Source organism: Diaminobutyricibacter sp. McL0608, assembly GCF_039613825.1.
GTDB lineage: Bacteria > Actinomycetota > Actinomycetes > Actinomycetales > Microbacteriaceae > Diaminobutyricibacter.
This window is the reverse complement of the sequence record NZ_CP154826.1, coordinates 2,455,941-2,468,869: the sequence shown is the minus strand read 5'-3', so window position 1 is coordinate 2,468,869 and position 12,929 is coordinate 2,455,941. Positions and strand designations below refer to the sequence as shown.

Here is a 12,929-nt window from a genome sequence, read left to right as displayed (position 1 = left end):
CGCCCCCGAAAGAGAGCGACCGATGACCAGGCATTTCCTCCGTGATGACGACATCACCCCGGCCGAGCAGGCCGAGATCCTCGAACTGGCCGCCGTGCTCAAGCGCGACCGCTTCAGCACTCGTCCGCTCGCCGGACCTCAGACCGTCGCAGTGATCTTCGACAAGTCGTCGACTCGCACCCGCGTCTCCTTCGCCGTCGGGATCGCCGACCTCGGCGGAAGCCCATTGATCATCAGCACGGCCAACAGCCAGCTCGGCGGCAAGGAGACACCGTCGGACACCGCACGGGTGCTCGAGCGGATGGTCTCGGCCATCGTGTGGCGCACCTACGGGCAGGCGGGACTGGAGGAGATGGCGGCCGGCACGACCGTCCCGGTGGTCAACGCCCTCTCCGACGATTTCCACCCCTGCCAGCTCCTCGCGGATCTGCTGACGATCAAGGAGAAGCGGGGGAGCCTCGCCGGCCTCACCCTGGCGTTCCTCGGCGACGGTGCCAGCAACATGGCCCAGTCCTATGTGCTCGCGGGCGCGACGGCGGGGATGCACGTGCGGATCGCGTCGCCCGAGGCGTACTCGCCTGCGGAGCAGGTCGTGGCGGATGCGGACTCCATCGCGCGGGCGACCGGCGGCTCGGTGGCACTCTTCACCGACCCGCTCGAAGCGGTCGCCGGGGTCGACGTCGTCGTCACCGACACCTGGGTGTCGATGGGCAAGGAGGAGGAGAAGGCGGAACGTCTGACCGTTTTCGGCTCCTACCGCGTCGACGCCGAACTGATGTCTCTCGCGAAGCCCGATGCGCTCTTCATGCACTGCCTCCCGGCGGACCGCGGCTACGAAGTCACCGCCGACGTCATCGACGGACCGCAGAGTGTCATCTGGGATGAGGCGGAGAACCGCCTGCACGCCCAGAAGGCGCTGCTCGTCTGGCTGCTCGAACGCAACGCGGCCTGACACCCCCTGACACCCAAGACCATAAACTCGAACTGATCATTGAAGGAGAACCATGGCTGAACGCGTTGTGCTCGCATATTCGGGCGGACTCGACACCTCGGTCGGCATCGGCTGGCTGAAGGATGCGACCGGTAAGGAGGTCGTCGCGCTCGCGGTCGACGTCGGCCAGGGCGGCGAGGACATGGAGGCGATCCGCCAGCGTGCGCTCGACTGCGGTGCCGTCGAAGCGGTCGTCGTAGATGCGAAGGACGAGTTCGCGAACGACTACCTGATGCCTGCCCTCAAGGCGAATGCGCTGTACCAGAAGCGCTATCCCCTCGTGTCGGCGTTGAGTCGCCCCGTCATCGCCAAGCACCTGGCCGAGACCGCGAAGGCGCTCGGCGCCGACAGCGTCGCACACGGCTGCACCGGCAAGGGCAACGACCAGGTGCGCTTCGAGGCCGCAGTGGCCGCACTCGCCCCAGACCTGACCTCGCTCGCGCCGGTGCGTGACTTCGCGCTGACCCGCGACAAGGCCATCGTCTACGCGGCCGAGCACAACCTGCCGATCGAGCAGTCGAAGAAGAGCCCGTACTCCATCGACCAGAACGTCTGGGGTCGTGCCGTCGAGACCGGCTTCCTCGAAGACCCCTGGAACGCGCCGATCGAAGACCTGTACACCTATTCGGAGGACCCGGCCGTGCCGCGGGATGCCGTCGAGGTCGTCATCAGCTTCAGCGAGGGCGTCCCGGTCGCGATCGACGGCAAGCCGGTCACGCCGCTCGAGGCCGTCCAACTCATGAACGCCGTCGCAGGCGGCCAGGGTGTTGGCCGGATCGACATCGTCGAGGACCGCCTCGTCGGCATCAAGAGCCGCGAGGTCTACGAATCTCCGGCCGGCATCGCGCTGATCGCGGCTCACGAAGAGCTCGAGAACATCACTGTGGAGCGCGACGTGGCCCGCTACAAGCGCGGTGTCGAGGCCAAGTGGGCCGAACTCGTCTACGACGGCCTCTGGTTCTCCGGCCTGAAGAGGGCATTGGATGTCTTCATCGACGAGACCCAGCGTCACGTCACCGGCGACATCCGCCTCAAGCTCCACGCCGGCACCGCGGTGGTCACCGGCCGCCGCAGCGGCGAGAGCCTCTACGACTTCAACCTCGCCACCTACGACACGGGCGACACCTTCGACCAGTCGCTGGCGAAGGGCTTCATCGAGCTGTGGTCGCTGCCGAGCAAGATCTCGGCCCGTCGCGACCTCGCCGGCCAGTAGGGCGCCGTGACGAAGCACGATTCCGAGAACCGCGCGGGCGAGGCCGGCGCCCTGTGGGGCGGCCGGTTCGCCGGTGGTCCGTCGCCCGAGCTCGCCGCGCTGAGCAAGTCGACCCAGTTCGACTGGCAGCTCGCGGCATATGACATCGCCGGCTCGCGTGCGCATGCCACAGCGCTCGCCGCGGCCGGCTATCTGACCGATGACGAACTCAGCGGCATGCTCGCTGCGCTGAATGACCTCGATGCGGCCGTCGCATCGGGGGAGTTCGCCGCGGACGAGGCCGACGAGGACGTGCATTCGGCCCTTGAGCGCGGCCTGATCGACCGAGCGGGATCCGAGCTGGGCGGCAAACTCCGCGCGGGGCGCAGCCGTAACGACCAGATCGCGACACTGGTGCGACTCTACCTGCGCGACCACGCCGGCACGATCGCGGAGCAGCTGATCGCGCTAGTCGACGCGATCGCCTCCCAAGCGGATGCGCATCCGACGGCCATCCTTCCCGGCCGCACCCACCTCCAGCACGCTCAGCCGGTCCTGCTCGCGCATCACCTGCTCGCGCATTGCTGGCCGCTCGTGCGCGATCTCGAACGACTGGCCGACTGGGACAAGCGGGCCAACGTCTCGCCATACGGTTCGGGCGCGCTCGCCGGTTCCACCCTCGGACTCGACGCCGGGCTGGTCGCATCCGAGCTCGGCTTCGCGCGCAGCGTGGAGAACTCGATCGACGGAACGGCCAGCCGTGACGTGGTCGCCGAGTTCGCCTACGTCACGGCGCAGGTCGGGATCGACCTCTCGCGATTCGCGGAGGAGATCATCATCTGGAACACGCGCGAGTTCGGCTTCGTCACGCTCGACGATTCGTACTCGACGGGTTCGTCGATCATGCCGCAGAAGAAGAACCCCGACATCGCCGAGCTGACGCGTGGCAAGGCCGGCCGACTGATCGGCAACCTGACCGGACTGCTCACTACGCTCAAGGGGATGCCGCTCGCGTACAACCGCGATCTGCAGGAGGACAAGGAGCCGGTGTTCGATTCGGTGACCACCCTCGAAGTCGTGCTTCCCGCGTTCACCGGGATGGTCGCGACAATGAGGTTCCACACCGAGCGCATGGCCGAGCTCGCACCCCAGGGCTTCTCGCTCGCGACGGATGTCGCCGAATGGCTGGTCAAGCGGCGGGTGCCGTTCCGCGACGCGCATGAGATCACCGGCAACCTGGTCAAGCACGCGGAGGAGCGGGGCCTGGAGCTCGCCGACCTCGACGACGCCGGTCTCGCATCCGTCTCACCCCTGCTCACCCCTGACGTGCGCGGCATCCTCACCATCGAGGGGTCGGTGTCCAGTCGCGACGGCGTCGGCGGAACCGCCCCGGACCGCGTGCGCGAGCAGCTCGCGGCTCTCACTGAGCGGGTGCGGATGCTGACCCCGGCTTTCGTGGCGGCCAGAAGGAACCTGACATGACCGGTTCCGCCCGTCGTGAGAAGCGTTCACCGAAGTATCCGTGGATCATCCCGGCGATCGCTGTCGTCGCCGGGGTGATCGTCGTCGTCGGAATCGTGATCGTCGTCGTGAACGGCTGGCGGATGTTCTAGTGGCCGGGCCCGCTCTGTCCACCCCCTCGCGGGAGTTTTTCGCGGCGTCGGCCCTCGAGGTCGGCCCGCGCCTGCTCGGCGCCGTGCTGACCCACGAGACCGCAGAGGGTGCCGTCTCCTTGCGCATCACCGAGGTCGAAGCATATGTCGGCGACGGCATCGACCCAGGTTCGCATGCCTTCCGCGGGCGCACCCGTCGCAACGGCGTGATGTACGGCCCTCCCGGTCACCTGTACACGTACTTCACGTACGGCATGCACGTCTGCGCCAACGTCGTCTGTTCTCCCGAGGGCGTCGCGTCGGCCGTGCTCCTGCGCGGAGGCGAGATCGTCGGGGGAGAGGAGCTCGCCCGCGAGCGGCGCGGGCTGTCCGTGCCAATCCGGGACCTGGCACGCGGGCCGGCCCGGCTGGTCGTCGCGATGGGCATCGCACTCGACGACGGCGGTGCCGATCTGCTCGTCCCGCCGTTCGGACTTCGGCTGGCCGAGGATGCGGTCGACGCGGCGAGCGGACCGAGGACCGGTGTCAGCGGGGCAGGGGGCGGAGTCGAGTTCCCCTGGCGTTACTGGATACCAGGGGACCCGACGGTGTCGCCGTATCGCAGGCATCCGAAAGCCTGAGGACAGTGCGATCGCGGGGGCTTGGGGCGTGTCAGGCGACCGGAGGCTCAGGCGACCGCGAGCCGGAAGACCCCGGCGCACACGCAGGCCCAGATCAGGCTGACCAGCGTGCCGATGATGAATCGCTCACGGGCTTCGGCCGCTTCGAGTTCGGTGAATCGCCCGACGCCCTTGATCGCGATGAGTACCGCGATGGCTTCCGGGAATCCCGCCATGATCGCCCCCGCGGTGGCGAATCGTTCGAGATAGCCGATGAAGGTCCCGCCGCGCAGCACCTCGCGCGTTCCGCCATACGGGTTGTCCGCGGTCGCGCGCTGGTCGATGACGATGCCGCCGTGCAGCCCCGCCGTCACGCTGCCGCGGGATGCGAGAGCGAGGACGAGTTGTGCGGCCGGGCCGCCGCCGACGACGCTGAGCGCGAGCACGCCGACACCGAGGAGGACTCTGACCAACGGCGGCGCATCCGGACCCGGCACTGCAGCGGCGACGAACGCGACCGCGAGCGTGATCGCCGAGATGTAGACGAGGGCCCGTCGCGGGAAACGGGTCGTGAACGCGGCGCAGACGAGACTCGTCATGACCATCACGAGCACTCCGGCCCAGAAGGCGATCGGTCCGAGGGCGAGCAGGAGGTGGACGTAAGGGGTCATTCCGCGGGATCCGTTCGTGTGTTCGCTCGGTCGACGTTCTCCAACAGCCTAGTGAGGGCAGGCAGGGCCGCGAGCTCCGGGCGCACCGCTGCAGCGCGGGCCCGGGAACTTGCTGACGGGGCAGTGATGCCGAGCTTCGCGGCCGCATCCGCCTGGGTGAGACCGGCGGAGACGAGGTCGTACAGCTCCCAGCCTGCAACCGTCCGGCGCTCGCGGATGACGAGGGCCAGGTTGACCAGTGCCTCCGCGTCCGCGGCGCTCGGCCACCCGACGTTCGCGCGTCCCGCGGTGTCGGCGACGACGACGTCGATCGCGAAGCGCGTCGCGGCTTTCTTGGCGCGCCGGACCGCTTCGCGTGCCGCGATGAACGCATCCCCGCTGGCTTCGCGGGTCTCGGCCGGAAGGGGGAGTCGGACGGAGCCGATTCCGAGCCCGACGCTCCAGGAGCCGCCGCGGGTGAGATCGAGGACGATCGCAAGGGCCGTACCGGCGTCATCGGTGAGCACCTGGAGCTCGTCGCCGGCGTTGCGGTCCACGGGGAGGACGAGCCGAACCGCGTGCTCCTCGTTGAGCCGGCTCAGGGTTTCGCCTACGATGTCGGGGCGCGACCGGCTGTCGACCTGGTCGGCGGTGATGACGAACATGACACCTCCTGCTTAGGCCTCAGAGTCTAATTCACTTCACATTAGATTCTCAAGCCTAATAGTGAATGAAATAGATCCTGAGACCTCATTGTGCATAACGTGAATCGCGCCGAAGTGCGCTGCTACTGTAAAACTCGTGTCAGACTCGGCCATTCTCAGCGCTCAAGCCAACGATCCGACCTTCGACGACCTGTGGGAGGAGATCGTCTGGCGTGGCCTGGTCCATGTCTCGACCGATCCGGATGCGCTGAAACAACTGCTGTCTGGAGAGCCGATCACCTACTACTGCGGGTTCGACCCCACGGCACAGAGCCTGCATCTCGGCAACCTGGTGCAGCTGCTGCTGATGCGGCGTCTCCAGCTGGCCGGGCACCGGCCGCTCGCGCTCGTCGGCGGATCGACCGGACTGATCGGAGACCCGAAACCCACCGCCGAACGCACCCTGAACACGAGGGAGACCGTGAGCGAGTGGGTCGGGTACCTCCAGGCGCAGGTCTCGCGGTTCCTCAGCTTCGAGGGCGGTAATCCAGCGCGACTCGTCAACAACCTCGACTGGACGGCCCCGCTGTCAGCGATCGACTTCCTCCGCGAGATAGGCAAGCACTACCGCATCGGCACGATGCTGAAGAAGGATGCGGTGGCCGCGCGCCTCAACTCCGACGAGGGCATCAGCTACACAGAGTTCAGCTACCAGATCCTCCAGGGCCTCGACTACCTCGAACTCTTCCGAACGTACGGATGCATCCTCCAGACCGGAGGCAGCGACCAATGGGGCAATCTCACCAGCGGGACGGATCTGATCCGACGCGTGGAGCACGTCGGTGCGCATGCGATCGGGACGCCATTGATCACCAACAGCGACGGAACGAAGTTCGGAAAGAGCGAGGGGAACGCCATCTGGCTCGACCCGAACCTCACGAGCCCGTACGCGCTCTACCAGTTCTGGGTCAACACCGACGACTCCGATGTCATCGACCGGCTCAAGGTCTTCACGTTCCTGACGCGCGCCGAGATCGAGAGGCTCGAAGTCGCGGTGAAGGACGAGCCCTTCCGGCGGGAGGCGCAGCGCCGACTCGCATACGAAGTGACGAGTCTCGTCCACGGACCGGAGGCGACGGATGCGGCGATCAAGGCGGCGGAGGCGCTCTTCGGTCGCGGGGAACTCGCGGAGCTCGATGCGGTGACGCTGGAGAGCGCGCTGCGGGAGCTGCCGAACACCACGACCGTGCCGACGGCCACGGTCGCCCAGGCGCTCGTGGACACCGGACTCACTGCGAGCCTCGGTGAAGCCAGGCGGGCGATCGCCCAGGGCGGCGTCTATGTGAACAACGACAAAGTGGCGGACGGAGATGCGCCGCTCAGCCTGTCCCTGCTGGCCGGTCGCATGGCGGTGCTCCGTCGAGGCAAGAAGACCCTCGCCGGCGTCTTCCTCGAGTAGCCCTGGTTTCCCGCTTCGATGGTGGCGCGTATCGGCTTCGGCCGGTGCGCGCCATCGTCGTTTCTGGGCGCCTTTTCAGGCAGCGCCGCGGGCTCATACGCCCACAGATCCGTGTGATTCCGCGGAAGTCCGACGCTACGAGGGGTGCGTGAAGGGGGCGACACGCCCGGGCTGCATCCCAGATTTGCGAGGTCCCGGGGACCTGCGTAAAGTACTTACTTGTCACCCCAAAGGTGCGGGAAGCGGAAGAGCTTCTCGGCCTCAAGCGGGACCAATCCTAAGCATAAAGCAAAGCTCCTCTTGAAGGAGTTTGTCTGAGCGCATAGGATGGAAAACCCACTCACTGAGCAGGTCTAACTGGCTCGGATCGCGTGAAACGGTTGTGTCCGAATACGGATCGCCGGAATAACGCGAAACGGCCGATTTGACAAAGCGAATGAGAGTGGTAAGGTAGAGAAGTTGCCCCAAAGAGAAGGCCGAGAGGCTGAAAATTGGGAGCGTCCGATCCTTGAGAACTCAACAGCGTGCACAATGTCAAATGCCAAAAACCTCGACTCGTAGCTTCGGCTACGTGAGAGATTCCTTTGGAAACAGATTAAACAACAAAGCAAGTCAGTAATGATTTGTTCTGTCAGTTTCAAACTTGCAGTGAGGCTCACCCATTCCGGTGGCCTTCTGCACTAGATGTGCCGAAGCGCTTGCGCTTCGAGCAATCAAACATTTATGGAGAGTTTGATCCTGGCTCAGGACGAACGCTGGCGGCGTGCTTAACACATGCAAGTCGAACGGTGAAAGAGGAGCTTGCTCCTCTGGATCAGTGGCGAACGGGTGAGTAACACGTGAGTAACCTGCCCTTGACTCTGGGATAACCTCGGGAAACCGAAGCTAATACCGGATACGACCCTCGGAGGCATCTCCAGGGGGTGGAAAGAATTTCGGTCAAGGATGGACTCGCGGCCTATCAGGTAGTTGGTGAGGTAACGGCTCACCAAGCCGACGACGGGTAGCCGGCCTGAGAGGGTGACCGGCCACACTGGGACTGAGACACGGCCCAGACTCCTACGGGAGGCAGCAGTGGGGAATATTGCACAATGGGCGCAAGCCTGATGCAGCAACGCCGCGTGAGGGACGACGGCCTTCGGGTTGTAAACCTCTTTTAGTAGGGAAGAAGCGAAAGTGACGGTACCTGCAGAAAAAGCACCGGCTAACTACGTGCCAGCAGCCGCGGTAATACGTAGGGTGCAAGCGTTGTCCGGAATTATTGGGCGTAAAGAGCTCGTAGGCGGTTTGTCGCGTCTGCTGTGAAATCCCGAGGCTCAACCTCGGGCCTGCAGTGGGTACGGGCAAACTAGAGTGCGGTAGGGGAGATTGGAATTCCTGGTGTAGCGGTGGAATGCGCAGATATCAGGAGGAACACCGATGGCGAAGGCAGATCTCTGGGCCGTAACTGACGCTGAGGAGCGAAAGCGTGGGGAGCGAACAGGATTAGATACCCTGGTAGTCCACGCCGTAAACGTTGGGAACTAGATGTGGGGACCATTCCACGGTCTCCGTGTCGCAGCTAACGCATTAAGTTCCCCGCCTGGGGAGTACGGCCGCAAGGCTAAAACTCAAAGGAATTGACGGGGGCCCGCACAAGCGGCGGAGCATGCGGATTAATTCGATGCAACGCGAAGAACCTTACCAAGGCTTGACATATACCGGAAACGGCTGGAAACAGTCGCCCCGCAAGGTCGGTATACAGGTGGTGCATGGTTGTCGTCAGCTCGTGTCGTGAGATGTTGGGTTAAGTCCCGCAACGAGCGCAACCCTCGTTCTATGTTGCCAGCACGTAATGGTGGGAACTCATAGGAGACTGCCGGGGTCAACTCGGAGGAAGGTGGGGATGACGTCAAATCATCATGCCCCTTATGTCTTGGGCTTCACGCATGCTACAATGGCCGGTACAAAGGGCTGCAATACCGTAAGGTGGAGCGAATCCCAAAAAGCCGGTCTCAGTTCGGATTGAGGTCTGCAACTCGACCTCATGAAGTCGGAGTCGCTAGTAATCGCAGATCAGCAACGCTGCGGTGAATACGTTCCCGGGCCTTGTACACACCGCCCGTCAAGTCATGAAAGTCGGTAACACCCGAAGCCGGTGGCCTAACCCTTGTGGAAGGAGCCGTCGAAGGTGGGATCGGTGATTAGGACTAAGTCGTAACAAGGTAGCCGTACCGGAAGGTGCGGCTGGATCACCTCCTTTCTAAGGAGCATCTGGCACTCCTCGGAGTGTCCAGGCACGCCAGATCTGAACAAACGTTTCAGCTGGTAGCTCATGGGTGGAACATTGACATTGGTGCGGAGCCGAACGGCTCGAAGTCAGTACGCTCTTCGGAGAAGGAACACTACGAACCTGGAAGCACCGCACATGCACGCTGTTGGGTCCTGAGGGACCGGACCTCATCCGCTTGGATGAGAACCTGGACCTCTGGACCTTTTCTTGCGCTCATAACTCGAGTTGCAGAAAAGGTACCGCCCGTACTTTGAGAACTACACAGTGGACGCGAGCATCTTAGATTGATCCTTCGGGATCAATCACAAAAGATTTTAGGAACATCCTTCGGGATGTTCTGACTAATCATTGGTCAATTTTTCTTATGAGAAATCGATTCAAACTCATGTGATTTCAAGATTCTAAGAGCAAACGGTGGATGCCTTGGCATCTGGAGCCGAAGAAGGACGTAGTAATCTGCGATAAGCCTCGGGGAGTTGATAAACGAACTTTGATCCGAGGATTTCCGAATGGGGAAACCCCGCTGGGCCCGTAAGGTGACCCAGTGACTCCCGCCTGAATATATAGGGCGGGTAGAGGGAACGTGGGGAAGTGAAACATCTCAGTACCCACAGGAAGAGAAAGCAAAAGCGATTCCGTTAGTAGTGGCGAGCGAAACCGGAAGAGGCTAAACCGATCATGTGTGATAGCCGGCAGGCGTTGCATGGTCGGGGTTGCGGGACTTTTCAGCTGATTCTGCCGAACAGCAAGGGTTAGAACGTTGTATAGACGAATGGCATTGAAAGGCCAGTCACAGAGGGTGCCAACCCCGTAGTCGAAATGCAGCAATCACCCGAAGAGTATCCCAAGTAGCACGGGGCCCGAGAAATCCCGTGTGAATCTGTCAGGACCACCTGATAAGCCTAAATACTCCCAGATGACCGATAGCGGACAAGTACCGTGAGGGAAAGGTGAAAAGTACCCCGGGAGGGGAGTGAAATAGTACCTGAAACCGTTTGCTTACAAACCGTTGGAGCCTCCTTGTAGGGGTGACAGCGTGCCTTTTGAAGAATGAGCCTGCGAGTTAGCGATATGTGGCGAGGTTAACCCGAGTGGGGTAGCCGTAGCGAAAGCGAGTCTGAATAGGGCGATTCAGTCGCATGTCCTAGACCCGAAGCGAAGTGATCTATCCATGGCCAGGTTGAAGCGACGGTAAGACGTCGTGGAGGACCGAACCCACTTCAGTTGAAAATGGAGGGGATGAGCTGTGGATAGGGGTGAAAGGCCAATCAAACTTCGTGATAGCTGGTTCTCTCCGAAATGCATTTAGGTGCAGCGTTGCGTGTTTCTTGCCGGAGGTAGAGCTACTGGATGGCCGATGGGCCCCAAAAGGTTACTGACGTCAGCCAAACTCCGAATGCCGGTAAGTGAGAGCGCAGCAGTGAGACGGTGGGGGATAAGCTTCATCGTCGAGAGGGAAACAACCCAGACCACCAACTAAGGTCCCAAAGCGCGTGCTAAGTGGGAAAGGATGTGGAGTTGCACAGACAACCAGGAGGTTGGCTTAGAAGCAGCCACCCTTGAAAGAGTGCGTAATAGCTCACTGGTCAAGTGATTCCGCGCCGACAATGTAACGGGGCTCAAGCACGCCACCGAAGTTGTGGCATTGACATTAGTGGTAGGCCTTCGTGGTCCAGCCGTGTTGATGGGTAGGAGAGCGTCGTGTGGCCAGCGAAGCGGCGGTGTAAACCAGCCGTGGAGGCTACACGAGTGAGAATGCAGGCATGAGTAGCGAAAGACGGGTGAGAAACCCGTCCTCCGAAAGACCAAGGGTTCCAGGGCCAGGCTAATCCGCCCTGGGTAAGTCGGGACCTAAGGCGAGGCCGACAGGCGTAGTCGATGGACAACGGGTTGATATTCCCGTACCGGCGAAGAACCGCCCAAACTAATCCAGTAATGCTAAGTGTCTGAATCCCCTTGATCGAAGCCTTCGGGCCTAGACGAGCGGGCCTAGCACACGACCCTATGCTGGTGCGGTTAGCGTATTAACAGGTGTGACGCAGGAAGGTAGCCGAGCCGGGCGATGGTTGTCCCGGTCTAAGTGTGTAAGCCGAGGGATAGGCAAATCCGTCCCTCATATAGGCCCAGGCACGATGGGTAGTCTTAATTGACGAAATCGGTGATCCTATGCTGCCAAGAAAAGCATCGACGCGAGGTTCCAGCCGCCCGTACCCCAAACCGACTCAGGTGGTCAGGTAGAGAATACCAAGGAGATCGAGAGAATCGTGGTTAAGGAACTCGGCAAAATGCCCCCGTAACTTCGGGAGAAGGGGGGCCTGATGCGTGAAGGGATTTACTCCTGGAGCGTTTGAAGGCCGCAGAGACCAGTGGGAAGCGACTGTTTACTAAAAACACAGGTCCGTGCTAAGTCGCAAGACGATGTATACGGACTGACGCCTGCCCGGTGCTGGAAGGTTAAGAGGAAGGGTTAGCTTCGGCGAAGCTCGAATTTAAGCCCCAGTAAACGGCGGTGGTAACTATAACCATCCTAAGGTAGCGAAATTCCTTGTCGGGTAAGTTCCGACCTGCACGAATGGCGTAACGACTTCCCAGCTGTCTCAACCGCGAACTCGGCGAAATTGCACTACGAGTAAAGATGCTCGTTACGCGCAGCAGGACGGAAAGACCCCGTGACCTTTACTACAGCTTGGTATTGGTGTTCGGTGTGGCTTGTGTAGGATAGGTGGGAGACTTTGAAGCTGGCACGCTAGTGTCGGTGGAGTCATTGTTGAAATACCACTCTGGTCACTCTGGATATCTAACTTCGAACCGTAATCCGGTTCAGGGACAGTGCCTGGTGGGTAGTTTAACTGGGGCGGTTGCCTCCCAAAAAGTAACGGAGGCGCCCAAAGGTTCCCTCAACCTGGTTGGCAATCAGGTGTCGAGTGTAAGTGCACAAGGGAGCTTGACTGTGAGACTGACAAGTCGAGCAGGGACGAAAGTCGGGACTAGTGATCCGGCAGTGGCTTGTGGAAGCGCTGTCGCTCAACGGATAAAAGGTACCTCGGGGATAACAGGCTGATCTTGCCCAAGAGTCCATATCGACGGCATGGTTTGGCACCTCGATGTCGGCTCGTCGCATCCTGGGGCTGGAGTAGGTCCCAAGGGTTGGGCTGTTCGCCCATTAAAGCGGTACGCGAGCTGGGTTTAGAACGTCGTGAGACAGTTCGGTCCCTATCCGCTGCGCGCGTAGGAAATTTGAAAGGATCTGACCCTAGTACGAGAGGACCGGGTTGGACGAACCTCTGGTGTGTCAGTTGTTCCGCCAGGAGCACCGCTGATTAGCTACGTTCGGGATGGATAACCGCTGAAAGCATCTAAGCGGGAAGCCGGCCTTAAGATGAGATTTCCATGCCTTCGGGCGAGAGGCTCCCAGCTAGACTACTGGGTTGATAGGCCGGATGTGGAAGTGGGGACTAAAGACCCATGGAGCTGACCGGTACTAATAAGCCGATATCTTGATAATCATT

The 12,929-nt window shown here is 61.7% G+C and carries 8 protein-coding genes and 2 rRNA genes; 8 read left to right on the top strand and 2 right to left on the bottom strand.

Features of this window, described 5'->3' with window-relative positions; translation table 11 throughout:
* Positions 1 to 22: 22 nt before the first annotated feature.
* The 5 genes from argF to AAYO93_RS11670 are packed head-to-tail and all read left to right on the top strand — an operon-like array spanning position 23 to position 4,416.
* Positions 23 to 952 (top strand): ornithine carbamoyltransferase, encoded by a 930-nt coding sequence (argF, locus tag AAYO93_RS11690; RefSeq protein ID WP_345761361.1) that lies wholly within the window; start codon positions 23 to 25, stop codon positions 950 to 952.
* A gap of 52 nt (positions 953 to 1,004) precedes the next feature.
* Positions 1,005 to 2,204 carry an argininosuccinate synthase gene (locus tag AAYO93_RS11685; protein ID WP_345761360.1) on the top strand — a complete coding sequence of 400 codons (1,200 nt, stop codon included), beginning with the start codon at positions 1,005 to 1,007 and terminating at the stop codon, positions 2,202 to 2,204.
* Between the two features lie 6 nt (positions 2,205 to 2,210).
* The gene (gene argH, locus AAYO93_RS11680) at positions 2,211 to 3,665 is read left to right on the top strand and encodes an argininosuccinate lyase (protein ID WP_345761359.1); all 1,455 of its coding nucleotides are present in this window, start codon (positions 2,211 to 2,213) and stop codon (positions 3,663 to 3,665) included.
* The gene (locus AAYO93_RS11675) at positions 3,662 to 3,796 is read left to right on the top strand and encodes a hypothetical protein (protein WP_345761358.1); all 135 of its coding nucleotides are present in this window, start codon (positions 3,662 to 3,664) and stop codon (positions 3,794 to 3,796) included. The genes argH and AAYO93_RS11675 overlap by 4 nt, the downstream gene beginning before the upstream one ends.
* Entirely contained in the window at positions 3,796 to 4,416 is a 621-nt protein-coding gene (locus tag AAYO93_RS11670; RefSeq protein ID WP_345761357.1) for a DNA-3-methyladenine glycosylase, read from the top strand. Before AAYO93_RS11675 ends, AAYO93_RS11670 begins: the two co-directional genes overlap by 1 nt.
* A gap of 47 nt (positions 4,417 to 4,463) precedes the next feature.
* Here AAYO93_RS11670 and AAYO93_RS11665 read toward each other — a convergent pair whose 3' ends face one another.
* Positions 4,464 to 5,066 (bottom strand): hypothetical protein, encoded by a 603-nt coding sequence (locus tag AAYO93_RS11665; protein WP_345761356.1) that lies wholly within the window; start codon positions 5,064 to 5,066, stop codon positions 4,464 to 4,466.
* On the bottom strand, positions 5,063 to 5,710 hold the full coding sequence (locus AAYO93_RS11660; protein WP_345761355.1) for a DNA-binding protein: 648 nt from the start codon (positions 5,708 to 5,710) through the stop codon (positions 5,063 to 5,065). The genes AAYO93_RS11665 and AAYO93_RS11660 overlap by 4 nt, the downstream gene beginning before the upstream one ends.
* 136 nt (positions 5,711 to 5,846) lie before the next feature.
* On the opposite strand from AAYO93_RS11660, the gene tyrS reads away from it, so the two are divergent.
* The 3 genes from tyrS to AAYO93_RS11645 all read left to right on the top strand — a co-directional run bounded on the left by tyrS (position 5,847) and on the right by AAYO93_RS11645 (position 12,925).
* A complete protein-coding gene (gene tyrS, locus AAYO93_RS11655) occupies positions 5,847 to 7,148 on the top strand; it encodes a tyrosine--tRNA ligase (RefSeq protein WP_345761354.1) in 1,302 nt (433 codons plus the stop codon).
* A gap of 720 nt (positions 7,149 to 7,868) precedes the next feature.
* A 16S ribosomal RNA gene (locus tag AAYO93_RS11650) occupies positions 7,869 to 9,390 on the top strand.
* Between the two features lie 421 nt (positions 9,391 to 9,811).
* Positions 9,812 to 12,925 (top strand): 23S ribosomal RNA (locus tag AAYO93_RS11645).
* Together the 16S and 23S rRNA genes form the textbook arrangement of a ribosomal RNA operon.
* Positions 12,926 to 12,929: the final 4 nt, after the last annotated feature.